This window comes from Yoonia litorea, assembly GCF_900114675.1.
GTDB classification, from domain to species: domain Bacteria; phylum Pseudomonadota; class Alphaproteobacteria; order Rhodobacterales; family Rhodobacteraceae; genus Yoonia; species Yoonia litorea.
In genome coordinates, this window is the sequence record NZ_FOZM01000005.1 from 51,724 (window position 1) to 75,576 (window position 23,853).

Here is a 23,853-nt window from a genome sequence, read left to right on the forward strand (position 1 = left end):
CTTTTTTGGTATCTCGCGGGTCCCGCCTCCGCGCAGATGGTGCTGGTCATGGAGAGCGACGGCTCTCTGACCCCATCCCGCTCCCAGGACAGCTTTGCCCGCAATTACAATGACGGCATTGGACAAGGTTCAGCGGCCGATGATCTGGCAATCTTTGGCGAACGGGATGGTGAGCCATACGACATCCAATTGGCCGCCCTCTCACGGCCTGCGCCCCTACCCCGCGCCGATATCCTCACGGCCATCGAGGCCACTGCCCTGCGCTATGCCGGGCATCCCGGGCTGCGCGGCGCTGACCTCTCAGTCCGCGATTGGCTGACCCTCTACCGGGCCAATATCGAGGTGGAGAGCGCCTATCGGCAGGATGCGGTCTCGAGTGCAGGCGCCATTGGCCTTGGTCAATTGATGCCAGCGACGGCGCGCGATCTCGGCGTCGACCCGCGTGACCCGCTGCAGAACCTCGACGGCTCCGCCCGCTACCTCGCGATGATGCTGGAGGCATTCGGCGATCCGCGGCTTGCCCTCGCAGCCTACAACGCCGGACCCGATGCGGTCCGCCAGTACGGCGGCATTCCCCCTTACAGAGAAACCCAGAACCACGTGGCCCGCGTCATGGCCGTCGTGGCCCGATTGGAAGGATCAAATTCATGAAGCACATATCTCACCTGTTTATTGCCTCGCTCGCGCTCTTCCTGCTCGTCGCAGAGCCTGCGCTTGCGCAAAGCATCGATCTCTCCCCGATCCAAAGCTTGTTGCAGGGCATTGTCGATGCGCTGACCGGTCCGCTTGGCGTTGTCATCGCGACGCTGGCCGTGCTGGGCGTCTTCCTGAGCTGGTTCTTCAACATCATCGACCTGCGCCAAGCCCTCTGGGTGCTTGTCGGCATCGCCGGTGTTGCCGCCGCCCCCACGATCGTTGCCGCGGTCTTTGCCGGTGGCTGAGCGCGCGCCCCTCTTTCTGGGCCTCGTGCGCCCGCCGAAACTTCTGGGCCTGCCCATCATGTACGCGATGGTCTGGCTCTTCGGCTCTGTGCTGCTCTTCGTCTGGGTCCAGCACATCGCGGTGCTGGGCTTCGCGGCCCTGCTCTACCCGGTGCTTTGGAAAGCCGCGGACTGGGACCCGCGTTTCATCGACGTAATGATGACATCGCTGCAGGAGACACCGCCCACGCGCAACAGGTCCATCCATGGCGGGGACAGCTATGCCCCGTGACGACGCCCATGATGCTGCGCTCGATCTCCGCACGATGACGCCGGACTGGTATGCCCGCGAAACCCGCCTCGCGCATATGCTGCCTTACGTCAGCCTGGTCGATGACCGCACCGTGCGCACGCGCGTGAACGAGCTTTTCCAGTGTATCCGGCTCGACGGGGTCAACAGCTATACGACCGACGATGCCTATCTCGACAAGGTGACCGCGCTCTTCGCCCGCATCATCGCGCAGCTTGGGCCGGAGTTCAGCTACTACGTCCACAAGGTCTCGAAGGCGATCACGCCGGATCTCGAACCAGTGCGTGAGGACAGTTTTGCTGGAGAAGTTGACCGTCTCTGGCGCGCGAAGCTGGAGACCAGCGGTCTGCGCGACAAGACCCTGACCCTCACGGTCATCCATCGCCCGCCCCCGAAAAGCGTCCTGCCGCTCCTGAACCGCAGCGCGCCGGATCGCCTCAAGGAAGCGACCGAGAAGCGCCTTCGCCGATTGGGCGAGGCCGTGAACGTGTTCCTGTCTGGCCTGACGGAGCTTAACCCGCGTGTGCTTTCGGCCAAGTCCGGCGAGTTGATCGGGTTTCTGGGTGCGCTCAACACCGGCCAGGAACTGCCGCTCTATCCTGCAAACACCTACGGCTTCCTGTCCTTCAATGTCGCCAATACCCGGGTGACGTTTCAAGGCGATCACTTCGAGCTCTCCGAAGGAGTCGTGGGGCATCGCTACGGCAAGAGTTTCACCATCGGGGAATACTCGGAAGGCACCTCCTGCACCATGTTCGACATGCTGAACCTGCCTGTCGACATGATCGTCACCCATTCCTTCACGCCGATCAATTCGAACCTCATGGCGGGCCGCATCAAGCGGCAAAAGCGTCAGATGCAAGCCTCCCAGGATGCGGCCCTGTCGCTGATGGAAGCCCTCGACATTGCTGCCGATGATCTCGAGGCCAAGCGACAGAGCTTCGGCGAGCACCACATGGTCGTGACCATCTTCTGCGACACGCTGGACGAATTGCAGACGCTGAGCGCCGAGATCGTGAATGCCGCCGCCGCCGAAGGGGTGAAGATGATCGGTGAGAGGGTTGCCGCCAAAGCGCACTACCTGAGCCAACATCCCGGAAATCAGCCCAAGCGCGTGCGCGCCAGTGCGATCACCAACCGCAACTTCGCGGATTTCGCGGCGTTTCATCGGACCCAGCTTGGCAAGCCTGCTGAGAAAACCCCTTGGGGCCGCGTCATCACCTACCTGCCCACGCCCGAGCAGAGCGCCTATAGGTTTTCCTATCACGAGCAAGGCTCGCCCGACAAAGAACCCACCAGTGGGCATACGCTGATCATGGGACGACCCGGGTCAGGCAAATCGGTCCTCTCGGCTTTCCTCATGACGCAAGCCCGTCGAGCAGGGGCGCGGATCTTCGTCTTCGACTACCGTCTCGGTATGGAGATGGCGGTCCGCGCCAATGGCGGGCGCTACGCGTCTTTGAAAGCCGGACAACCCACCGGCCTAAACCCGCTCTGGACAGAGACCGATGCCCGCGGCACCGCCTGGCTGTCGGATTGGCTCTCCACCCTGCTCTACCGTGCCGACAAGCCGCTCACACCTGCCCAGACCAACCGCATCCAGGAGGTCGTGCGTCAGAATGCGCAGGCAACGAACCCAGCCTTGCGAAACTGGCGCGACTTCGCATCTCTGTTTGTGTCCACCGATGATGGCGGCGATCTGCACCAGCGCCTGCTCGAGTGGACCGAAGAGGGCCGCTACGGCTGGATTTTCGGACAGACGCTGGAAGACACCTTCTCGCTGAAGGGCGATGTGGTGGGCTTCGATCTCACCGGCATTCTCGACAGCGAGGCCGAGAAGGAGCGGATGGCGGTCCTCTCCTATCTCTTCCGCCGGGTCGAGCGCGAGATCGAGGACCGCCGCCCCACCATCATCGTCATCGACGAGGCCTGGAAGGCGCTCGACAACGCGTATTTCGCCGAGCGGCTGTCGAACTGGCTCGTGACCGCGCGCAAGCAGAACACCGTTGCGGTAATGATGACGCAATACGCCAGCCAGCTCGAACGTACCCGGACCGGCAAGACCATCGTCGAGGCAGTGCCCACGCAAATTCTGCTTCCGAACATCCGCGCGCATGCCGCCGATTACGCGATGCTGAATCTCTACGAGAAAGAACTCGACGTGCTGCTCAACACCGGCAGCGACAGCCGTCTCGCCCTCATACGTGACGACCAGGGTTCCATCGTGGTCGATGCTAATCTGAGCGCCCTCGGGCCAAATCTCACCATCCTCGGCGGCATGGAAAAAGGCGAAGCGCTCGTCGGCGCCGATTACCGCGACCGCCCTGACTTCTGGAGGCTTTCATGATCCGTACCCTGTTTCTTCTCGCAGCGCTCGGCGCTTTGGCCTCCTGCGCCCAGTACCAGGAGCCGCAGGCCAATTGCTTCACCTTCCTGGCCTCGACGGCACCCACAGCACCTGATTGCACCTTCACGCCCCTTGGCGCGCCGGAGGGCGGCATTGAAGTCTAAACTGCCCCATATCCTCGTGCTTTGCCTGCTGCCCGGCATCGCCCTTTCCCAAGGCGTGCCGACCAATGACAGCGGGCTGACCGCGCGCGATATCGTCGAGACCGGAGATCGCGAGACCGACCTTGCGATCCAGGCGGACAAGCTGTCCGTGCGCGAACTCATCGCCGAGATCGAGCGGGAGCAACTGGAAACCTTGCAACGCATCCTCGATGCCCAAACCAGCTTCGGCGGTCAGGGACTGCCGGCGATGGTCTCGGGCCTGGAAAGCGGCAGCGGCGATCCGGACCGTTCCGTGGAAGCCGTCTATGGCACGGGCGAGATCGATCCCAATCCCGGCGGCGCGCAGATGTTCGGGGATGCGGCAGAAAACATCGAGCAGCTCATCATCCGGGTGGCCCAGGAAACCAGCGGTTTCGCGGGCGTGGGCCGCGCGGGCCTCTCCCCCGTTCAATGGCGCGCGTTGTTGCAGGCGCTCATCTGGCAGGAAAGCCGCTTCACCATCGGTGCGCGCTCGCCTGTCGGGGCCTTTGGCCTCACCCAGATCATGCCCGGCACGGCCAGCGATCTCGGCATCAACCCGGAATATTATGACAGCCCCTACCTGCAGGTGCATGGCGGCGCGCGGTACCTGGCGGCCCAGCTCAACACCTTTGACGGCAATATCATCAACGCCCTCGCGGCCTACAACGCCGGACCCGGTCGCGTGTTCGAATATGGGGGCGTACCGCCCTTCCGCGAGACGCAGCACTACGTCCAGGTCATCCCCGAACGCTACAATCTCTATCTGGGCCGCATCGGCGGGATCGAAGCGCTCGGCACAATCGACCCCGCGTTACTGGCCAATGCCAACCTCTCGCTGACCGGGCACGGCGCGGCCTTCTATGGCAACAACGCGCCCGCCGCGATCCGACGGGCCGCCCTGCGAATCCAAGACATCGTGCAGCGAATTTCCGAAACCGAAGACGTGCAGGAAAGCATCGCGCTCAACACCTATGCCCGCGCCGAACTCGTGCGTCTCGTCGCGGCCCGTATTCGGCTTCAAGCGGCGCGAACCCGCGTTCTCTCCGCCGAAGAGCTGGCCCAGGCCAGCGCCCGTATTGCCGAAGGCGCGTTCATGGACTTCACGATCAGGGAGATAGACTGATGAGAGATTTACTCGTGAGGATGGCATTGGCCACGACGCTTGGGATCGGTCTGCATCTCGGCACCCTGTCCGCTGCCGTGGCGCAAGGTGTGCCGGTCGTCGATACCCAGAACATCGCACAAAACATCCAGCAGCTCCGGCAGATGATCGAGGACGAGATCCTGCAAAACGAGCAGCTGACGCAGCTCCGCGAACAGCTTGCCACACTCACGGATCAACTCGCGGAGCTGCAACGAACCTATGAAGCCCTGACCCGCCTTGCCGAACTTCCCGAGATTATCCGCACCGAGATGGAGGACGAGCTCAATGGCCTGCTCGACCAAGAGTTCGGCGACATCCTTGCGACGATTGAGGCCATCAAGACGGGGGATTTCTCTGGCCTGTCGGGCTCCGGCGCGGGCGAGATCGAAACACAGATGGACCGGGTCCTGGCCGATCTCGGCTTTGACGATGACACGCTCTCGGAAATGGCCACCAGCGGCAATCCCGGCGCCAACCGCGTGGCGACACAAGCCACAACCGGCGCTCTCGTCTCGGCCGCGGCTCAAAACAGCTATGAGGATGCCGGCCAGTCGCTGGAACGCGTCGACCGGCTGGTCGGGCTGATCGATGACATGGATGAACTGAAGGAAAGCGTCGATCTCAACACACGCGTGACGGCGGAACTGGCGATCGCGCTCGTCGCCATGTGGCAGCTCGAAGCCGTACAAACGGTGGGTGATGGCACGGGCGGCGTAATTGATGCCGCCACCATTGCCGAAGAACAGCGGTTCATGGATTTCACCTTGCCGGACCTGCGGGCTGATTAGGGCGTTTCGAAATTGACCCAGAATATCAAATATCGGTTTTCGCGTTCGAGCGCAGCGAGAGGCAGCGAAGAACCGATGCCGCTTGTTTCGAAACGCCGAGCGGGGGCATGACGGGTGGCAACTGAACAAGAGATCATCGAAGAAGAGTTGGTCTATGGGGCGCTGCGCCGCGAACGGCTCTGGCAGCGCCTTGGGCTCATCGGCCTCATCTTCGGCATCCTCGGATGCCTGAGCGCGGCGGCTGTTGCGATCCTCGATGTCGATCCGCCGCCTGTGGTCGTGCCCTATGATCCCGCCACCGGCTTTGCCCTGCCCGAGGCTTCAGTGGGCGCGACGTCGGTCACTGCCAACCAAGCCATTATTGAGGCCGAAGTCTTCCGCTACGTGACCGACCGCGAGGTCTACAACCAGCTCGACAACGATCTGCGCATCCGCAACGTCCTGCGCCGCTCGGACGGAGCTGCCGAGAGCGGGCTGCGCCAGATCTGGAACAGCGCCAATGAGAACTACCCGCCGACGGTCTATGGCCCCAATGCGCGGCTCGACGTGGAGATCCTCAGCATCAACCGGATCGGAACCAACCGCGCGACGGTCCGCCTGCGCAAGCGCCTGACATCTATCAACGGCGTCCAAACCGGGCTTTTCACCGCCACGCTTCTCTTCGAGTTCCGCCCCGAAACCCGCCGCTCCATCGATGAGGTCTGGACCAACCCTTTCGGCTTCACGGTCCTCGAATATTCCATCCGCTCCGACAGATTGGAGAATTGAATTTGTACCCAGTTCGACTTGTCATACTCCTAATTGCCCTTTTGCCCGGCCTTGCCATCGCAGAAGCCATCCCGCGTGGCGGTCCCAATGACAATCGGGTGCGGCTGGCAACATATCAAGAAGGTCAGGTCTACCGGCTCAGCGTGTCGCTCACCCATGTGACCACCGTCGAGTTTGGCGAGGGCGAAAGCATCCGCTCGATCATTGCAGGCGACACGGAGGGCTTCGAGATTGACGGCGTACCCGGCGGTCAGGCCTTCGCGATCAAGCCTGTCGCGCGCGGGGTGCATACCAATGTGACCGTCTACACGAACAGGCGCAGTTATTACTTCAACGTCGAGGAGACCCGCAGTCCGACCTTTTACGTGGTCCAGTTCCGCTACCCCGAAGACAATACGCGGCCCACACGTGCCATCGCGGCCCAAGCGCCGAACTATAATTACGGTGCCAGCGCGCGGACCGAGTTCACCCCCACCCGTGTCTGGGATGACGGGACGTTTACGTATTTCGAATTTTCGCGGAACGCGCCGGTGCCTGCTATCTTCCGCTACGCCAATGGCCGTGAGCGCACGGTCAACACGCAAGCCACCGAGGACGGCGTGATTCGGGTTTCAGGCGTGAACCGACAATGGGTGCTGCGGATCGGGGAGGAGGTGGTCTGCATCGAGGCCACCCCACCTGCGGGGGTAGGCTCATGAGCGATACTGGAAACGCAGACCTCGAGAAACGCCTCGCTGCCCTCGAGCAAGGCAAAGGCGCGAGCTCACCCCCTGCCCCACGGCGCTCACCACTGCTCGCTTTGGTCGTCGTCCTCGCGATTGGCGCGGGAGGTGCATTGCTCTATCTCCTGTCCCAACCCGAGGAAGAGGTAGCCCTGCCTACGGCCACGCCGGACGTGTTCCAGAACGAAGGCGACGGCTTCGGCGCCATCGAAACCCTCCCCCCGCCTGAGCCAGAGGTGGTTCTGGTCTCGCCCGAGCCTGTGGATCCGAATGCAGAGCTTCTGGCTCAGCTCGAAGCCCTGCAGGCCCAGATCGAGGAATTGCGCAATGCGCCCGAGCCAGTGGTGGAAGAAGATACCGCAGCCGCCGAAGCCATCGATGCGCTGACAGCGCAAATCGCCGCCCTGCAGTCCGCCTCGGAAGCCGCACAGCAGCAGTTTCGTGATGAACTCACGGCGCGCGATCGCGAGCTCGAGCAACTCCGCATGGACCTCGAACTCGCGCAGCTCGAGGCCAACCGACCGCTGCCCGCACCCATTGGGCCCACTGAGGACGAGTTGCGGGCGCGGGAAGAAGAACGGCTCCGCCGCGAGGAAGAAGCACGACGGCTCGCGGAACTTGAACGCCGCGCGGCCGAGGAGCGTGCGTTTCAGGAACGACGCATCACCTCGCCTACCATCGCCTTTGGCGGCACGTCAGGTGCTAATGAGACGGCGCTGACCGAGCGCACCTTCGGCGAGGTGACGGATTTCGTGCTGAACGGCGCGCTGCCCACTTCGGTGACGCAAGCTGAGGTCATCGCCAATCCGTCCAACACCATCATCCAGGGCACGATGATCCAAGCCGTCATGGAAACCGCCCTCGACAGCTCCCTGCCCGGCCAGACCCGCGCCGTCGTCTCAGAAGATGTCTTCAGTTTCGATGGCTCCCGCCTCTTGATCCCGCGCGGGTCCCGTCTGATCGGGCGCTATCGCTCTGGCGTCGATATCGCGCAGCGCCGGGTCACCATCGCCTGGGACCGGATCATTCTGCCCGACAACCAGACGATCCAGATCAGTTCCTTCGGGGGCGATGAACTTGGCCGCTCCGGCGTCACCGGCTTTGTCGACACGCGCTTTGATGAGCGCTTTGGCTCGGCGGCGTTGATTTCACTGATCTCCGCCGCGCCAAGCGCCGCCGCTGCAAATGTGCAGGATGAAACCGCCGCGGATGTGCTCGAAGACGTGGGCGATGATCTGGCAGATGCCACGGACAGCGTGATTGGTGACTACCTTTCGATCGGTCCCGTCATCTATGTCGACCAGGGCGCGCGCGTCACAGTGATGGTCGACCGCGATCTGGAGATCTTCTGAGCCCATGTCGCTGAGCTATCTCCAGACCTCGCTTGATCGGATCGATGCCGCCGCCCGCGACGATGTCATCGAGATCTGTATCAATCCCGATGGCAGCTGCTGGGGAGAATTCCAGGGCGATCACTTCATGCGGAGACTGGACCAAGCGTTGACCGCAACCGAAGTGAAGGACCTTGGCAACCAGATCGCCTCCTCCGCCAACACCACCATGAGCAAAGACCGCCCCATTGTCTCGGTCTCGATCACCTACAAGGGGCGGCCAATCCGGGCGCAGGTCATCACTCCGCCCGCCGTGCTCTCGGCCATGTCGATCAGCCTGCGGTTTTTCTCAAGCCTGCCGCTCGACGGGATCGCGCTTGATTTCCTCTATGGCAAAGAGCGCAAGCTGGAAGAACTCCGCCTCGAGAAAACCCGCGAACTGCGCGAGGTGGTGGCCGCGGGTGTGATCGACGATGCGCTGGCCTTTTGCGTCGACAACAAGCTTAACATGATTGTCTCGGGCGGCACCTCCACCGGCAAGACCGTGGCCGCGCGCAAGATCCTCTCGCACGTGCCGACCGAAGAACGCATCGTCACCATCGAGGAAGCCGCCGAGCTTCTGCCGACCCAGCCAAATGCCGTCACCCTCATCGCCAATCGCGACGCGGAATTCCAGACCGCCGATGTTTTGCTCACCGCAACGTTGCGCATGCGCCCGGATCGCATCATCCTCGGCGAGGTGCGCGGCAAGGAGGCCATGACCTTCCTCGAAGCGATCAATACTGGCCATGGCGGGTCCATGACCACGCTGCACGCCGAAACACCGCAACTCGCCGTGCAGCGGCTCGCGATCGCGGCACTCAAGACCGAAATCCCTATGACCTATGCCGACATGATCCAGTACATCGAAAATTCCATCGATGTGATCATCCAGGCCGGTCGCCACGACGGCCGGCGCGGCATCACCGAATTTTACCTCCCCGGCGCAGACCAGATCGGAGCTTCCCAATGAAGACCTTTGAATACGATATCTTGTCCTTTCCCATGACCCGTAAGACCAGCCTTGCCGACATGCAGGCCAGCCTGAATGCCAAAGGTGCAGAAGGCTGGGAGGTCGTCTCGATCAGCTCCTCAGAATTCGCCAACGTGGGACACACAGTCTTCCTGAAGCGTGAGACCACACCCGTCGGAGCGACAGCATGAGGCAGGCGGGCTGTACCCTCGTAGTGACTGCGCTGGTTCTGGGCCTGACATCGGCACCCGGCTTCGCTGAGCGCAATCTGGTGCCGACCCTCGATCGCAGCTTCAACGTCTGTCCGGACCGGCCCGCCGAGCCCGTCTGGATGCAAGAAATCCCCCTGCGCCAAGCCTATCAGCGCGTATTGGTCCAGGACATCTACCGCGCCCAAAACCTCGAGCGCGTCGTTGAGAGCGGCAACTGCGATTGCGAGACCCGCTTCCCATCTTGGGACGCAGCCGAGGCGGTGTTTCGCGAGGTGCACGCGAGTGACGAACGATGGGAAATGCTGGAAGCATCCGACGCCTACAATCGGCGCGCCAACGAAGTTCGCCTCGAAGCCAAAGCCATCTGCGAAGCCGCGGGCAATTGGTGAGGCAGCCCCGGTATGAGCGTCGTCACCTATTTCGTTGAAACCTCCCAGGGCTATCTCGACACCGCCGCAGAAACCCAGTTCGGATCGGTTGCGGCAACGGTGGGCACACTTCTGGTGCTGGGAACAACGCTCGTGGTGATCCTCGTCTTCCTGAACATGATCTACCAGTACAAGGCGATGGACGGACGCACGGCCTTCTGGCTCGCGGTCAAGATCGGACTGATCGGGATATTCGCGACCAACTGGGTGCAGTTCAACGCGCTTTCCGCCGCAATCCTGGCGGGGATCGACAGCATTGCGGGTGCGCTTGTCGCCTCGGTCGGTGGCGGTACCCCGGGGCCCTCTGGCACGTTCGCGGAAGAATTCGACCGGTTGATCGCCGAGTTGGGGGACTATTTGAACGCCGCTGGTTCCGAGTTGAACTGGATGGCCGGCGCCATGCTCGACATCGTCGGTGTGCTTCTGCTCTCGATCCTCGGCGGGCTGGCCGCCTTCATCCTCGTGGCTTCTCGACTGATGATCGCTCTTCTGATCGGGATTGCCCCGGTCATGATCTTCCTAACCCTCTTCGAGGTGACCAAGGACTATTTTGCACGCTGGCTGTCCGCCCTGGTCTCCTTCGCGCTTTACCCGATCGTCGTGGCCGGCGTGTTCGCGACAATCACCGGCGTTTCCGCCGCACTCATCGGCGAGCTTGGCGACCCGGAAGGCGCCTCAAACATCGGCGCGCTCATCCCCTTCTTCATGATGGTGCTCATGGCCAAGGGCTTCATCATCGCCACACCCTTCATCGTCCGTGCGATCTCGGGAAATATCATGATGCCCGCCCTCTCCGGTGGCCTTGGTGGCGGCTACAGCTTCGCCCGCGCTGCAATGGGCAGCCAACAGGCCTACAATCGCTACTTGATCGGCGGGGCGAGTGGCGCGGAGTATGCAGCCCTTAGAGCGCGGCAGTTCTTTGGTGTGCAGCCGATGCCCGTAAGGCAGGGGATGGGTCAGACAGGTCAAACAAGCGGCACAGGGTCACCGGGGGCCGGGTCCCAGATGCTTGCGCAACTGGCACGTCTTGGAAGGCTGGGGCGGCGGTGACGATCCAAAATTGCCGCTCAGCCGATGTCGGAGATGCTGCTCCTAGTTATTTCGGAACGAGCCATCGGCAGTCGCAATAGTTTTGTATTCGTCTACGCTCAAAGCGTGCTGATTTGATCCGTCTCTAGCTTCTCACGAACGCCCGAGGCGATGATATGTGCCAATTGGCAGGGCACCGCGTTGCCAAGCTGCCTCATCGTTTCCGTCCAAGAACCATGGAACACCATGTCGTCAGGAAAGGTCTGCAACCGCGCACTCTCGCGCACTGTGAAATAGCGGACAGAGCCGTCCGGCCGGCGTAGCATGTTTTCGCCGCCCGGTACCCCGTGTACGCCCGCCTTAAGCGTTTTGGCGGGCTCATCTAGGGGGCTGCCCGTGTGTCCCGTATAGGAGCGTGCACCGGGCTGGAACCGGTGGTCATGAAAGCCCGATGCCGTGCCGGCCGCGTGTTCAGGGTCAGGAAGATCGGAAATCGCGTCGCGCACGGTCAGCCAAGGCTCTTCCAAAGGCCGGTCAGGTATCTTCAAGGCCCGAAGCCTTGCCGCGCCTCCATCCGGCCGATTCTTGGTAGCGACGCGATGTAGATCCCAGTAGACGCCGTCGCGCCACTGCGACCATAGCAATGCATCGCGTGAGTGGGTCGGCTGCGGAAAGTGCCACTCTATCTCAGTGTCCGCTCGGAAGCCGACAAGGAAAATACGCTCGCGACGCTGTGGCACACCATAGTTGGCTGAATTCATAACTCGCATGACCACGCGATAGTGCAGGTCCTTCTCAGTTCCCTTGGTGTGGTAGTCCTCGAGGCGAGCCAGGTGGGTCAACCATTCCTCATCCCGCTTGGCGACAAGGTTAGGATAGGTCAGCTGAAGTCTGATGTACTCTAGGTAGTTTGCGAAGCTACTGCGTGTGAGCCCCTTCACGTTTTCAAAGATGAAAGCTCTTGGTCGAAGCTCGCGTACCGCGCGGATCGCCTGCGGGAACATATCCCTGCTGTCGAGGAAGGCGCGGTGGCGTCCACCCATCGAAAATGGCTGGCAGGGCGGACCGCCCGTCACCAAGTCGATGCGGTCGTTCACCCCCCCGAAATCATACTGCCGCACATCACCCTCATGGATCGGCCAATGCACGATTGGGTCTAGACCGCGATCCTTGTTCTCGCGGAGGGTGTCACACGCCCATCTGTCCCAGTCCATGACTGCGGCAGGTCGGAAGCCCGCCTGACTAACGCCGATCCCAAGCCCGCCAGCACCAACGAAGAGCTCGACCGATCGCATCATCCCAAAAACTCCCCGACCCTTGTCTGCAAATCCTCCCGGTTCTTTGTCTGGCATTCCCAGACTTCCAGGATTTTCCATCCAAGTTCCGCGAGCAGGGCGAGATTACTCTCGTCCCGTTTCCTATTTGTTTCCAGCTTCGGACCCCAAAAGTCCAGCTTGGATTTCGGGAGTCTCGCCAGCGAGCACGTCGGGTCTGGATGTCGGTGCCAAAAACAGCCGTGTACGAAGATTACCTTTCTTCGAGCTGGAAAGACGAGATCGGGCTTACCGGGCAGCTCACTGCGATGAAGCCTGTAGCGATAGCCCATACCATGCACTAGACGGCGCACCAGCAGCTCCGGCTTGGTGTCACGGTTGCGGACACGGCTCATGCGCTCGCTCCGTTGTTCTGGCGTTAGCGTATCCATTGTTATCTCTATGCTGCCCAAATCAGAGGGCCGCAACTCTGAACTGCCGAGATCAAATTGACTAGTCCAACCAAACCAGACGTTTGATCCCGATTTTTTCGGCCGCACACTCGACAACAGCACGCTGAGTTTCCATTCCGAATTTTGCTGAAGATTCAGTCAGCACAGCTGCAAAAGGCTCACTATTCCCGAAAGCACGCTCATGAAGGGCCATCAACGTTACCTTCCAGTCAGCTGCCTTGCTCCAAGCGATCTGGCGCCCGTCGGGGAGAAGGCAGCCGTGCGGTTTAATAAAGGTCGCGCTGACCTCTGCACCCTCGTCAATCCCGAGCACCCGGAACACGCGCGCTGGGTTGGCAGAGGACTCTCTAGTGTAGGATTTAAGGAGCGTATCCTTGATATAAACGCGAACTTTTCGCGGATCCATATACTGACCCAACCTTCCGCCAACACTCTCCGTCTCGGTCCACACCGAATAGTAACGCGACTTATCGGAAGCCGAGAGCGCCGACCAGTTGAGCCGATCAGCTTCCGCCCAAAGGTGTTCCTTGATCTCGTTTCGAACGCTCACTGGTACCCTCATTGCACACCCCCCGGCTGAGGCGCGGGTGGAAACTCAAACTGCGGAACTTCCAGTTGTGCGTCACCCTCGCGTAAGATCAAATCGGCCTGATCCTTCATCCATTCGAGCATGAAATTTCCTGCCGAAGCATCGCGAAAATTGATGAGATTGTGTCCGAGAGGCAACCGTTCGATTGGACCCGCAGCCGCCTTCTCTAATTCGATAACTTCCGCCACTCGACGCAGATCCGTCACGAAATCCATCACGATTACCTTGTCTTTGCCATGACTCAGGCGGAGCCCTCGGCCAAGCTGCTGAACAAAGATCCGACGGCTATGTGTCGCGCGCATGAAGACGATTAGATCGACATCGGGAACGTCGACACCTTCGTTGAACAAGTCGACGCTGGAGAGTACATCAATGTCCCCTCGTCGGAACATCGCCATGAGCCGATCGCGCTCGCGGGCTTCTTGCCTTGACGAAATAGACTCAGCGCGCAATCCGTAACCACGAAGCGTGCCCGCGAAACTCTCCGCGTGATCAACCGTTGGAGAGAATACGATCCCACCCCGCCGCTTCTCGCTGCGGAAAGCCTCGACGATGTGCCTGGCCGCCTCATCGTCGCGAGTTGGCATCAGAAGCTTCTTGTTCAGTTGGTTTAGAGAATAGTTGTGTGAAGAGATTTCCTGTACGAACTCCCAGTCGACGTTGTCTGCTAGCAGTCGATAATCGACCTCGCAAAGGTATTTCTGCCTCAAGCCGTCTGAGATACCGAGCCGAACAAGCGGCTTGCCCAACAGCTCATCAATGTCGAAACCGTCGCCGCGCCACGGCGTTGCCGTTGCTCCACCGACCATAGGTGGCTCAAGAGCAGCGAGCGCACGCCGAAAACTAGCGGATCCGATATGATGTGCCTCATCGACAAGCACCAAGCCAAAACTTGGTAGATCATCGACACGTCCAATGATGCTTTGCACCGTCGCGAAAGTGATTCCGTCGTAAAAAGATGGTGTCTCATCGCCCGATAGCATATGCGTTGGAACCCACTTAGGCAGCTGATGCCAAAATCCGAATTGTAGCTGTCTAATGAGCTCACGTTTATCGGCGAGAACGAGCACCCGGTTTTCGCGAATGAGGCCATCACGATAGAGATCCGCGACAACTTCCGCCATTACCACGGTCTTGCCTAAACCAGTTGCAAGCACGACTTGAGCGCGACCTGTGTCCGTGAGGCCTTCTCGAAATCTATCGGCTGCCTCTTGCTGATATGGCCTTAGATCCCTTCTCGATTTAGCGTACTCAGAGACTTCTTGAGCAAGGTGAGCAAGACGAGCTGGATCTAGTAATTCGACCTTGATCCCTATCCGGCGGAAACGTTCTATTTCGGCTAAGACTCCACCACCAACCGCCCGTGAAGTCGCCAGTAGCATACGGTTGGCACCATAGTATGTTCCGGCGTCGACAACTTCTTGGACCGCATGCTTTGTCGGCGGGGCGGTCGTAGTGTGTTTGCACTGCACAACCCATATCTCGCCGTTTTTCACGCCAATGACATCTGCGCCTTTGTCACCCGAACCGCCAACCACGCGCACATCATCGAAGCCTGCATGCATCAAAATTCTTGCAACATCGCGCTCAAACGCTTGCCAAGGACCACGTAAGAGCCGCCTGTCGTCAAGAAAATGCTTCATACAGAGATCTCAACATCTGGCTTCAATAGCTCCAGAGACATTACAGCCCTTATGACCTCACTACGTGAACTGCTGGCGAGATCTCCGCTGTCTTGCTTGGAGAGCCAAACAGCGTCGTCAATCAAGGCAAGATAACGCGACAAGACACCAGCGCGTGCTTCGGCGGTGATTTGCGAGTCTCCGTAATCAAGGTCAGCGTAAGGGGAATCCCAGAGCTTGCCGTCGAAGCAGAGGTCCGGTCGCTTCTCAACGGCAATCCGAACAATTTCGAGTGGCCCAGAAAGAAGGAAACTACCATTCACCGTGGCCTCGGAAGGTTTGATTTTTTTTGCTGCCAAAGAGCGCATAACCGCAGTCTGCTCATCCACGCCTAAGTCGTTGAAGAGAGAAGCGCGTTCCTCCTCGGGACAAACCGAAACAAGACAACGAGCCACATCAACTAAAACCGACGTGGCACTATTGGGCAATGCCTTTAGGTCAAGAGCCGTTTCTTCGCCGTATGCATCCCGGAAATCCGCGAACAATTGAGCAAAGTCGGGCTCTTGGCTAGAATTGCGAGTCTGGTCCGCAGTCATATAAGCGAGATGCGCAAGGAGCGCGTCCCTTGGCGTCATTGTGATTGACTCAAAGGCTTTGTGTGCAGGGTTAAAAAGAAAATGATGGGTCTTGGTCGTCACGTCACCCATAATCATGGCCCACGGAGCATCTGCCGCTAAATCGGGGTCCTTGGAGTCGACCTCATATGCTACGACATTCCATCTCATACCAGTACCGCCATGTTGATACCGGCGACTTAGGAGCGGCGCTTCGCGACGCTCCGGTGCCGCGGGTTTCTCTGGCTCGGGAGGCGTTGCCGGATCCGGATCAGGCGTATCGCCGCCGGATGTTGCGCCGCCGAGGAGGCCTGGCGGAAGTTGTCCATCGCCACCAGTTGACGGTTCCTTGCCCCCAGTTGCTCGACCGCCGGCGCCGTAGAGTAACTCACGGTCAGCGGCCTCAACTAGCTCCCACCATTTGCTGTCGTCCTGATAGTCAGGATTGCCATCGTGGAAGGCATTGACCATTTCGACGGCGCGAGCGTTGTCCTTGACGATTAAAATTCGACCGTAGGCGCCTGCGGTCTTGGAATGAGGACTCGTCCGTCGGAAAGCTTTGAAAAGTCGAAAGAGAGGTGACTCATTTGGGCCATAGCCAAGATCTTTAGCTTTTTCAGGGCGGAGCGGCCCCTCTCCTCGGATGACTCTATACATTTCATCCCATGTCGGGTCAGCGCGATCAAAACGATCCTTAGCATAGCTGACCCGGCAATGATCAATGTGAACCTCACCAACTATGCGACCACGGTTTCGCTGATCATCAATCGGGTACTCCCGTTCTTCATTTTCCCCATCGCTCCAGGAAAAAAGGTCCTTGTTCCCAATCTCAATTTTTCGCCCATTGCGAACAAAGTCGATACCAAACTCGGACTGGTCGAGATACCTCTGAATTCCCAGCCACCCCGTAACCTTGCGTTTACGTTCGACTACAGACTCCGCAGTCTCGCAATTCGGACATGTACCGCCCACCTCGGCATCTACGAGCCAACTCATGCAATTGATGCAGTACAATCGGGCTGCGAGTTCATGATTGATGCTGATAACCGCTGGAATATTCGTTCCGCCTGGCCCGGGAACAGTACGATCTTCATTCCACAGGCAGTGACGTCGCGCCTCGACGCGCTTGTGGTTCACATAAAGCTCGAAACTTATTGGAATTCCGTTCGGCCGAAGCATCGAAGAGTACGCTTGCGAGAGCCGTTTGCGAATTGCCGTTTGATTCGCGTTTTTTGCGAGCCATTTTCTTTGCTCCGGCTTGAGTTGCTTGATCGTAATCTCGGTACCATGTTGATCGGGATCGGCCTTTGCGCGTGACAAACGCGGCGTCCGAAAGTGACGCTGAAGACGCAACTTGTCGAAATCGATCAGGAGGCCGTGCCACTCTCGCTCGCCCTTACGCGTAGTCCAAACTTCGGTGACCGAACCAAGACGGGCCGTGGCAATGTTGAACCCCATGCCAAACAACCCAAGGCTATCGATTGGATTATTGCCTGACCAACCGGCGCGTACGGCGCGCTCCAGCATATCTGGTGTCATGCCGGGACCATTATCGATGATCCGAAGTGTCGCTCCCGATGAGTCCGCCTGCGGCAAGTGGACATCGACCTTCGCACCAGCGACCGAGTTTCCAGCCCGCCCTTCTTTCAAAAAGCCGTCAACTGCGTTGTCGACTAGTTCCGCAACGCAGCGCCACTGATCGATGTTGATCTCGCCAAGCATCGGCAATACGCGCGGATCGGGCTCGAGATTGAATTCGCTCGCTGACCGCGGATCGTTCGCATCGATGCTCGCCATTACACTGATTCCCCATTAATCTCAGGATATTCTGTCAATATCTCCGTACGATATGGAGGCCTCAGGTTGAACACAAGCGAAGGAAGAAGACTTGACTGCAGGCACTCCAGCTCCCTCGACTTCGGAACTCGAAGACTACCTCGAGCGCATGCGCCCGACAGTAGACGAAACAATTGACAGGCTAGGTGCAACCCGCTTCCGGGAAGATCCCATCGCAGGTAGGAAGTACTCCCGTGCGACCTCGATCATCAGCTCAGCTTACAAGAGACATGGCACCATCCTTCAAAGGGCCCTGCTTGAGCGGCTTAAGGACTGCGCCAGATTGCGCGTTTGGACAGAGGACGACTTCAAGCTTTCACATGACACACTCCGGGAGGTCCGCATCGCCGAACGGCTAGACTCCTTGTTAGAGGTGCACCTTCCGTATGGAGATCGCGAACGCTCCGTGCGCGTTGACATCTTGGTATTCGACGATGCAAGTCGCTCCCTTAACGCCTACAATGTCAAACGCGGCAACGGTTCATACGACGGCGGAAAGCGGCGCCTTATTCACGAAGAGCTCGTTCGTACCCAAATGCTTCTCACCGATTACGGCCGCGGGATCGGGCTCTCGTCGGAGACAAGCAATGCTCACGTCATCTTTTACTACGGCCTTCTTTCATTACCACCGCCACTTGCTATCTCTGGTGACTATCTCGACGAGCATTTCCAATTCTCTGTCCACGAGGCAATCGAACTCGTGAACGCTTATTTCGTTACACGGTTATCAGCGCTCATTGAGCAGGAAGAGTAGCTCCACCAATCATTTAAGTGGCACAGCTCGAGGAGGCCGAAACATGACCGCTTTCCGCCGTTCCCTTTAGAACATCTCGCCCGAAGAAACGTCAAACCGCTTCAGTGGCCATCGTTCAAGGTCGTCTGTAGCTCGTCCAAACCATCCACAGCGGAGCGCATCCGCGCCTCATCGCCTACGCCCGCCGCCTCGGCATCCGCGACCTGGTCCCCAAAATCCATCTCAATCTGGCGCTGTGCCTCGGCGACGACGGCCTGAACGACGGGCGCGGTCTTCTTTGAGGCGACATGGGTTTGCTCTGACGATTGGCCATCGGCAGCCTGGCGTGCGGCCACCACATCGGCTTCAGATCCACGGGGCCCGTCCGGCGGCGGCGTCATCGGCATGGCGCGCATACTCAACGGCAGGTTTCCTTGCGACCCCCCTCCCCCCGGCTCCGGAAACGGCAACTCCCCTGTCTGAGCCGCGTGGATCGCCTTGAAGAGCCGATCGTCAAAATACTGGATCCGTTTTGCGCGGACCGGCATTTGCGCATCGATCACCATGACGATCTCATCGAGCGGCAGGCGGCGCGCCTCGTCTTCAGGGAGCAAGGAGCTTTCTTCGGTCCGTGTGGATTGGCTACGGCCCTCGAAGGGGTTCTTGCCGATGGACTGCGAGCGCGTAACCACGGTCTTCGTGGTCTTGCCAACCGCCTTGCTCAGCTCCTCGACGGTTTTTTCGTCAGAGGGCGTGAGGTAGAGCTTCACGCCCGCATTCCCCTGCAAGGCGCGGCGGGTGTTCTCGCCATAGATTTCATCGAGGGCGGGGATCGTTTGCGTGACCACGGCCAAATGACCGCGATAGGTGCGCAGGGTCTCGATACTCTCGACCACGATGGGCATCTTGCCCAAACGGTTGAACTCGTCGAGCATGATCATCACGGGCCAGGGTTCATCCGGCCCGGGGTCCTTTTCCTGCATGGCCGACAGAAGATCGGAGAAGAAGAGGCGGATCAGCGGCGCGAGCGGCTTCACCATCAGCGGCTGGACCACGAGATAGACCGAGAAGGGTTTCTTGCGGATCGTCCGGAAATCAAAATCCGAGACAGCCGTCGCCTCATCGATTGCGGGGTTCTGCCATTGATCGAGCCCCGAGGTCATCAGAAGCGAGACGTAGGAGGTCAGCGTGTCATTATTGGTCGAGGCCAGCCGCGTGAAGATCAGCTTGGCCGCCCTATTGTTCACTTCGTGACCTCGCGCGAAGTATTCCTTCTGCTTATTCCCGCCTGACGCGGCGATGCGATAGATCTCGCCCAACGTCGGGCGCCCCCTTTGGAATGCGAGAAGGCCTGCCGCAACGAAAAGGTCGATCCCGCCTTTTAGAAGCCCCTGCACCCGGTCATTGTCATTTTGCAGGAAGAGCGTCGCAAGGAGCTGCAATTCCATCTGCTGGCGCGCGGGGTCGTCCAGTTCGGAGATACGCAAGAGCGGGTTGTAGCGATGGGTACGCCTGCCTTCCCAATCGGTGGGGGCGAAGCGATAGACTTTGTCGCCCTGGGCTGCGCGGTGCCGAGCCGTGGCCTCGAAACACTCGCCCTTTACATCGAGCGTCACAGCGGAGCCTTGCCAGGTCAGCAGGTTCGGGATGACGAAGCCCGTGGTCTTGCCCCGACCGGTGGGCGCCACGATCAGCGCGTGCGGAAAAACCTTCGAGCAGATGTATTTCGCGCGGGATTTTGGAGCGCCGAGTTTGCCGAGGATGAACCCGGTCCCAGGCGCCCCGAAAAACCCGTTGGCTTTCATCTCCCCCGCGCTCTGCCAATGGGTCTTGCCAAAGCGTGTCAGGGCGGACCCTGACAGGGCGAGGCTCAGCATCAGGCCGGCGGCGGCAAAGCTGCCGATGATCAGGTGAATAAGTTGCGCGTCCTCCGGGCGGCGATCGAGGATCGCCATGTAGTTCTGCGCGATATAGGCAAAGTCGATCTCGGCCCCGAAGCCGAGATCCTGGTAGGTCAGCACCGCCGAGGCGATGGTGTAGCCTATGGCGGCGGTAACCAGCGTTACCAGAAAAACGCCGGTGGCGATCCGGGCTTTGCCCATGGCGGCGCTCAATGGACCTGACCCCGCTCAGTTTCGCCATCCATGTCAGCGGTGCGGTGTTTTTCATATTCAGTGTCGGCAAGTTCATCGACCACCTGGCGCAAGGCGTCCGTGTTGGCCGTCGCGGCATCCGATTGCAGATAGACCTTGGCGACATAGAGCCGGTCGAGGCGGTCCTCGAGAACCTTGTCCAGCGCATCGGCATCGCCGGATGTGAGCCGCTCAAGTTGACGGTCATCAAGCACCCGCGCGATCTCGTCGCGAAATGCGTCCCGCTCCGCCTCGGTGTCGAAGGGCGCGGACAACTCCCCCGCCCGCTCATGTTCCAGAGCACGCGTAATCTCGTCTGCAAGGCGGTCGGCACGGTCAGACTGCGGCGCAGTTTCACCGCGGGTGGCTAGACGTTCGTCACGCGTGCCAACCCCAAGCCCCTCGCGCAACTCGTTGTCGCGGCGAACCTGATTGATGGCCTCCGTGTCACGTATCTCGACGACGGCCGCATAGGTCGCGCCAAGCCCGTGGGCGAGGTGGGACGGCATGTCCGGATAGCGCGCGCGCAAGTCATCCGCGACAGCATCTGCAACAGGCGTGCGGACACCGCGTGCCTCCATGATCCGGTCGACCTCGCGGGTGATCTCACTGGCGCGGGCCGCATCGGTTATGGTCTCCCTATAGGGCTCGGACCGGTCGATCACATCGCCGGGGCGTGCGAGCAGGTCCGGGTGTGCCTCGAGATACGCGCGCTGCTCCGCCTCGATCCGGCGCTCTGCCCGCGAGACAACCTCCCAGTCCCGGTCCTCGATCTGCTGCGCTGTCAGGCCCTCGGCCCGCATCTCCTGACGGATTGTCCCTTCCATCGCCTGGACCGCGTCCCGGTGATAATGGAACCGCTCGCTGACCGCTTCCGCTTCCATGACACCATCCCGGCGCAGCACGTTCTCCCGCTCCAAGAGCGTGCCAAGTTCGACATGCACATCGTTGAGAATGTCGCGCGCCTGTTCCAGATCGGCGCGGCGTTCGAGGTTCAGATCGCGTGCCTCTGCCACCTTGGAGAGATCATCAGCGATCCATTGATGCTCGAGTGCTGCATTGGAGGCCCCGGTCTCGATCCGGGCGACCACTTCCGATGCGCTGATCCCGGTGCCGCGCAGCGCCGCGTCGATCCGCGACCGCAAGCGCGGCTCGGAAAGACGCTCCAACTGGCTCTCTTGGATGTTCGCCTCGGAATATACTCCACCTTCCGACGGTGCCGCAGACAGCGTGCTCGAACGCAATCCGAGCGGCTGCATGTGCTGGACCTGCGCCTGGATCTCGATGAGGCGCTTTTCCAGCACGGGACGTTCCGCGTCGGACTTCTCGGCAATCATGCCCTGCACCCGTGCGAGCTTCTCCGCATAGAGGCTTCTGAGATCCTCAAAGCTCTGATCCTCGGCCATGTACACATCTCCTGTTCGGTCCACCTGCCCGCCGCGTGCCAGCACCTCGCCCGCGCGGAAGAGCGCCGCCGCGATATCTTCGCGGGCTTCTCGCGAAGCCTCCGCGGCAAGCGCGTGGTAGACAGTTCTGGTGTTGGCGATCTCCGCTAGCGTCCGCGTCAGGTCGGCCCCCACGCGCTCGCGCTCGCAGGGCGCGCGCCCCTCTTCTTTCGCCGCGTAGACCTCGCTGGTCCGGGCCGGGTAATGCACAACCCCGCGATCCACCCGGCACGTGGCTTCCAGGCGCACGCCATACTTCTCGGCCTCCTCGACCATGGCGAGGCGGAAGTCGTCATAGTTGAAGCGGTGGTTGCGCCCCAGAAAGAAGAACTCGCCTTCCTGCGAGCGGCGGTTCAGCACCAGATGCGCATGGGGATGATCGCGGTCCTCATGCACCGCGATGATGTAGTCGAAATGCCCCGCGTCGGTCTGGAAGAACCGCTCGGCCACATCCGTTGCGATATCGCGCACATCCTCACCGCGCGTGCCGATGGGGAAAGACATGAGCATGTGGGTGGTCTGCCCGAGCTTGGGCTTGAAGCCCGCATCCCACCGCTTGGCAAAGCGCTCGGTGAGGTCCTTGATGTCACCCGCCTCGAGCTTAGCCTTGCCGTCCAGAAACCCGCTCGAATCCACGATATGGGTGGACTTGGTGGTGAGATAATCGAGCTGATTCATCAGCTGCGATTTGGTGTGCGTGCCACCGCCCCTGATCGCCTTGAAGACCGCCGGCCGATGCCCGGCTGCAGCGCGCACAAGCTGGCTCTGCTTGGCCACATGCAGCCCTTGCATCGAGCCCCGGATCCGGCTCCATCCGTCCCGGAAGACCTCGCCTGTAACGGCATCAACAGCATCATTCAGCCGCATGGGCAAACTCCCTCAGAGCGGCCGTGGCCTCGAGCTGCATCGCGTCGCGACGGCGGCGCAGGAGCAGATCGATCTCGTCGGCGGAGTCCAGGATGAACCGCGCCAGCCCGCGCATCTGCGCGAGGCGCAATTCGGAGAACTCGGCACCCGTGCCCCCCACGGCCCCCTGCCCCATCCGGTTGGCCCGCGTCATCTGCTTCGCGATCTGCGCGACCCCATTGCCGACCTCATGCAGCGAGGCCCTGTAGCGCGCCATCTCAGTTGCCATCTGCGCGTCCGGAACGAACACCCCGCCTGCCGCTTGAATGAGCCGCCGCAGCCCCTCTGCCCGGCTCTCGATCCCCGCCTTCGCCAACACCGCGTCGAGCGCCTCAAGCTCCGCAGCCGTGACCTTCACACTGACCGCGGAGACCGGGATCGCGGCATCTGTCTGGCGCTCGGCATCGGCTTTGAGCGTGTACTGAATTGCCCGCACCGAAACGCCGTACCGCTCCGCCAGGGTCGATGTGGTCACACCTTCCGCAGCCTCGCGAACGATCTCCATGCGGTCCGCATCGGTGAGACGTTTTGAGCGCGACATGCGAAGAAAGACCCCCTATTTCCTGCCACCTTCCACCAAGGCTGCCCCTACCTTACGATAATATACCACGCTGTCAATTATATACTTACGTCGCGCTCAGGCTCAGGCAGCCTTGGTGTCCGCTTCCCCCCGCGGCCCGCAGGGACGCGGCTCTGCCGCCCTCACCACCGGGCGACCCACCTGTCCAATGGGTCCCCTTCCCCAGCACCGCCCGAGGGTCTGGCCGAACACGCATGTGTTCGGACGGAACCGCGGGCGGGCGCAAACCCCACCGACAGGGCGGACAGGCAGGGTCAAGGAAGGCCAGATTTGGCCTGCCAAATCTCTGCCGCAAAAACCGGGAGGCCCTGGCCTGCCTGTTTTTGTGGATGGCCCCCTTGAAGCTGACTGGCCGGTCTGTCGCGGCCTGATCATACCGGGGGGCGTGCGCCCCTTGACCGCGCAGCGCCCGGCACCAAGAGGAGGTCGCTGTAGGCGATCACCCGCGCCGGTGACGGCATACCTGGAACAGGG

General features: G+C 60.6%; 23 protein-coding genes. 15 read left to right on the forward strand and 8 right to left on the reverse strand.

Features of this window, described 5'->3' with window-relative positions; all coding sequences use genetic code 11:
• Positions 1 to 36 precede the first annotated feature (36 nt).
• From BM316_RS16215 to BM316_RS16275, 14 genes are all read left to right on the forward strand, one after another.
• The gene (locus BM316_RS16215) at positions 37 to 651 is read left to right on the forward strand and encodes a lytic transglycosylase domain-containing protein (RefSeq protein WP_090210729.1); all 615 of its coding nucleotides are present in this window, start codon (positions 37 to 39) and stop codon (positions 649 to 651) included.
• A complete protein-coding gene (locus tag BM316_RS16220; RefSeq protein WP_090210731.1) occupies positions 648 to 941 on the forward strand; it encodes a TrbC/VirB2 family protein in 294 nt (97 codons plus the stop codon). The genes BM316_RS16215 and BM316_RS16220 overlap by 4 nt, the downstream gene beginning before the upstream one ends.
• Positions 934 to 1,212 (forward strand): VirB3 family type IV secretion system protein, encoded by a 279-nt coding sequence (locus BM316_RS16225; RefSeq protein ID WP_090210733.1) that lies wholly within the window; start codon positions 934 to 936, stop codon positions 1,210 to 1,212. Before BM316_RS16220 ends, BM316_RS16225 begins: the two co-directional genes overlap by 8 nt.
• Complete coding sequence (locus tag BM316_RS16230; RefSeq protein ID WP_090210735.1) at positions 1,202 to 3,577, forward strand: VirB4 family type IV secretion/conjugal transfer ATPase; 2,376 nt, start codon at positions 1,202 to 1,204, stop codon at positions 3,575 to 3,577. The genes BM316_RS16225 and BM316_RS16230 overlap by 11 nt, the downstream gene beginning before the upstream one ends.
• Positions 3,574 to 3,741 (forward strand): hypothetical protein, encoded by a 168-nt coding sequence (locus BM316_RS16770; RefSeq protein WP_165606621.1) that lies wholly within the window; start codon positions 3,574 to 3,576, stop codon positions 3,739 to 3,741. The genes BM316_RS16230 and BM316_RS16770 overlap by 4 nt, the downstream gene beginning before the upstream one ends.
• A complete protein-coding gene (locus BM316_RS16235) occupies positions 3,731 to 4,885 on the forward strand; it encodes a lytic transglycosylase domain-containing protein (protein WP_207493733.1) in 1,155 nt (384 codons plus the stop codon). The genes BM316_RS16770 and BM316_RS16235 overlap by 11 nt, the downstream gene beginning before the upstream one ends.
• A complete protein-coding gene (locus tag BM316_RS16240; RefSeq protein WP_090210737.1) occupies positions 4,885 to 5,694 on the forward strand; it encodes a type IV secretion system protein in 810 nt (269 codons plus the stop codon). The genes BM316_RS16235 and BM316_RS16240 overlap by 1 nt, the downstream gene beginning before the upstream one ends.
• 114 nt (positions 5,695 to 5,808) lie before the next feature.
• On the forward strand, positions 5,809 to 6,462 hold the full coding sequence (locus BM316_RS16245; RefSeq protein ID WP_090210739.1) for a VirB8 family type IV secretion system protein: 654 nt from the start codon (positions 5,809 to 5,811) through the stop codon (positions 6,460 to 6,462).
• A 2-nt stretch (positions 6,463 to 6,464) separates the two neighbouring features.
• Entirely contained in the window at positions 6,465 to 7,160 is a 696-nt protein-coding gene (locus BM316_RS16250) for a TrbG/VirB9 family P-type conjugative transfer protein (RefSeq protein WP_090210741.1), read from the forward strand.
• A complete protein-coding gene (locus BM316_RS16255) occupies positions 7,157 to 8,536 on the forward strand; it encodes a TrbI/VirB10 family protein (protein WP_090210743.1) in 1,380 nt (459 codons plus the stop codon). The genes BM316_RS16250 and BM316_RS16255 overlap by 4 nt, the downstream gene beginning before the upstream one ends.
• Positions 8,537 to 8,540: 4 nt before the next feature.
• Positions 8,541 to 9,527, forward strand: a complete 987-nt coding sequence (locus tag BM316_RS16260; RefSeq protein WP_090210745.1) for an ATPase, T2SS/T4P/T4SS family — start codon at positions 8,541 to 8,543, stop codon at positions 9,525 to 9,527.
• A complete protein-coding gene (locus tag BM316_RS16265; protein WP_090210746.1) occupies positions 9,524 to 9,718 on the forward strand; it encodes a DUF4177 domain-containing protein in 195 nt (64 codons plus the stop codon). The genes BM316_RS16260 and BM316_RS16265 overlap by 4 nt, the downstream gene beginning before the upstream one ends.
• Complete coding sequence (locus BM316_RS16270; protein ID WP_090210748.1) at positions 9,715 to 10,128, forward strand: hypothetical protein; 414 nt, start codon at positions 9,715 to 9,717, stop codon at positions 10,126 to 10,128. Before BM316_RS16265 ends, BM316_RS16270 begins: the two co-directional genes overlap by 4 nt.
• 12 nt (positions 10,129 to 10,140) lie before the next feature.
• The gene (locus BM316_RS16275) at positions 10,141 to 11,217 is read left to right on the forward strand and encodes a TrbL/VirB6 family protein (protein WP_090210749.1); all 1,077 of its coding nucleotides are present in this window, start codon (positions 10,141 to 10,143) and stop codon (positions 11,215 to 11,217) included.
• Positions 11,218 to 11,315: 98 nt separating this feature from the next.
• Here the strand turns inward: BM316_RS16275 and BM316_RS16280 are convergent, their stop codons facing one another.
• The 5 genes from BM316_RS16280 to BM316_RS16300 form a co-directional block, all read right to left on the reverse strand.
• Positions 11,316 to 12,494, reverse strand: coding sequence for a DNA cytosine methyltransferase (locus BM316_RS16280; RefSeq protein WP_207493735.1), 1,179 nt, complete (start codon positions 12,492 to 12,494; stop codon positions 11,316 to 11,318).
• Positions 12,491 to 12,901 carry a very short patch repair endonuclease gene (locus BM316_RS16285; protein ID WP_090210751.1) on the reverse strand — a complete coding sequence of 137 codons (411 nt, stop codon included), beginning with the start codon at positions 12,899 to 12,901 and terminating at the stop codon, positions 12,491 to 12,493. The genes BM316_RS16280 and BM316_RS16285 overlap by 4 nt, the downstream gene beginning before the upstream one ends.
• A gap of 61 nt (positions 12,902 to 12,962) precedes the next feature.
• Positions 12,963 to 13,472, reverse strand: coding sequence for a hypothetical protein (locus tag BM316_RS16290; RefSeq protein ID WP_131802602.1), 510 nt, complete (start codon positions 13,470 to 13,472; stop codon positions 12,963 to 12,965).
• 8 nt (positions 13,473 to 13,480) lie between these two features.
• Positions 13,481 to 15,154, reverse strand: a complete 1,674-nt coding sequence (locus tag BM316_RS16295) for a DEAD/DEAH box helicase family protein (protein ID WP_090210755.1) — start codon at positions 15,152 to 15,154, stop codon at positions 13,481 to 13,483.
• On the reverse strand, positions 15,151 to 17,544 hold the full coding sequence (locus BM316_RS16300) for an ATP-binding protein (RefSeq protein ID WP_090210757.1): 2,394 nt from the start codon (positions 17,542 to 17,544) through the stop codon (positions 15,151 to 15,153). The genes BM316_RS16295 and BM316_RS16300 overlap by 4 nt, the downstream gene beginning before the upstream one ends.
• A 91-nt stretch (positions 17,545 to 17,635) precedes the next feature.
• Between BM316_RS16300 and BM316_RS16305 the strand changes: the two genes are divergently transcribed.
• On the forward strand, positions 17,636 to 18,337 hold the full coding sequence (locus BM316_RS16305) for a hypothetical protein (protein ID WP_131802603.1): 702 nt from the start codon (positions 17,636 to 17,638) through the stop codon (positions 18,335 to 18,337).
• Between the two features lie 101 nt (positions 18,338 to 18,438).
• Here the strand turns inward: BM316_RS16305 and BM316_RS16310 are convergent, their stop codons facing one another.
• The 3 genes from BM316_RS16310 to BM316_RS16320 are packed head-to-tail and all read right to left on the reverse strand — an operon-like array spanning position 18,439 to position 23,340.
• On the reverse strand, positions 18,439 to 20,418 hold the full coding sequence (locus BM316_RS16310; RefSeq protein ID WP_090210761.1) for a type IV secretory system conjugative DNA transfer family protein: 1,980 nt from the start codon (positions 20,416 to 20,418) through the stop codon (positions 18,439 to 18,441).
• 8 nt (positions 20,419 to 20,426) lie between these two features.
• Positions 20,427 to 22,760 (reverse strand): relaxase/mobilization nuclease domain-containing protein, encoded by a 2,334-nt coding sequence (locus BM316_RS16315; protein ID WP_090210763.1) that lies wholly within the window; start codon positions 22,758 to 22,760, stop codon positions 20,427 to 20,429.
• A complete protein-coding gene (locus tag BM316_RS16320) occupies positions 22,747 to 23,340 on the reverse strand; it encodes a helix-turn-helix domain-containing protein (protein ID WP_090210765.1) in 594 nt (197 codons plus the stop codon). Before BM316_RS16320 ends, BM316_RS16315 begins: the two co-directional genes overlap by 14 nt.
• Positions 23,341 to 23,853: the final 513 nt, after the last annotated feature.

What these genes read in the sequence shown, in the direction of transcription:
- BM316_RS16215 (WP_090210729.1), top strand. Translation starts at nt 37, where the DNA reads ATGGTGCTGGTCATGGAGAGCGACGGCTCTCTGACCCCATCCCGCTCC.
- BM316_RS16220 (WP_090210731.1), top strand. Translation starts at nt 648, where the DNA reads ATGAAGCACATATCTCACCTGTTTATTGCCTCGCTCGCGCTCTTCCTG.
- BM316_RS16230 (WP_090210735.1), top strand. Translation starts at nt 1,202, where the DNA reads ATGCCCCGTGACGACGCCCATGATGCTGCGCTCGATCTCCGCACGATG.
- BM316_RS16770 (WP_165606621.1), top strand. Translation starts at nt 3,574, where the DNA reads ATGATCCGTACCCTGTTTCTTCTCGCAGCGCTCGGCGCTTTGGCCTCC.
- BM316_RS16240 (WP_090210737.1), top strand. Translation starts at nt 4,885, where the DNA reads ATGAGAGATTTACTCGTGAGGATGGCATTGGCCACGACGCTTGGGATC.
- BM316_RS16255 (WP_090210743.1), top strand. Translation starts at nt 7,157, where the DNA reads ATGAGCGATACTGGAAACGCAGACCTCGAGAAACGCCTCGCTGCCCTC.
- BM316_RS16260 (WP_090210745.1), top strand. Translation starts at nt 8,541, where the DNA reads ATGTCGCTGAGCTATCTCCAGACCTCGCTTGATCGGATCGATGCCGCC.
- BM316_RS16265 (WP_090210746.1), top strand. Translation starts at nt 9,524, where the DNA reads ATGAAGACCTTTGAATACGATATCTTGTCCTTTCCCATGACCCGTAAG.
- BM316_RS16270 (WP_090210748.1), top strand. Translation starts at nt 9,715, where the DNA reads ATGAGGCAGGCGGGCTGTACCCTCGTAGTGACTGCGCTGGTTCTGGGC.
- BM316_RS16275 (WP_090210749.1), top strand. Translation starts at nt 10,141, where the DNA reads ATGAGCGTCGTCACCTATTTCGTTGAAACCTCCCAGGGCTATCTCGAC.
- BM316_RS16280 (WP_207493735.1), bottom strand. Translation starts at nt 12,494, where the DNA reads ATGATGCGATCGGTCGAGCTCTTCGTTGGTGCTGGCGGGCTTGGGATC.
- BM316_RS16285 (WP_090210751.1), bottom strand. Translation starts at nt 12,901, where the DNA reads ATGGATACGCTAACGCCAGAACAACGGAGCGAGCGCATGAGCCGTGTC.
- BM316_RS16295 (WP_090210755.1), bottom strand. Translation starts at nt 15,154, where the DNA reads ATGAAGCATTTTCTTGACGACAGGCGGCTCTTACGTGGTCCTTGGCAA.
- BM316_RS16300 (WP_090210757.1), bottom strand. Translation starts at nt 17,544, where the DNA reads ATGGCGAGCATCGATGCGAACGATCCGCGGTCAGCGAGCGAATTCAAT.
- BM316_RS16310 (WP_090210761.1), bottom strand. Translation starts at nt 20,418, where the DNA reads ATGGGCAAAGCCCGGATCGCCACCGGCGTTTTTCTGGTAACGCTGGTT.
- BM316_RS16315 (WP_090210763.1), bottom strand. Translation starts at nt 22,760, where the DNA reads ATGCGGCTGAATGATGCTGTTGATGCCGTTACAGGCGAGGTCTTCCGG.
- BM316_RS16320 (WP_090210765.1), bottom strand. Translation starts at nt 23,340, where the DNA reads ATGTCGCGCTCAAAACGTCTCACCGATGCGGACCGCATGGAGATCGTT.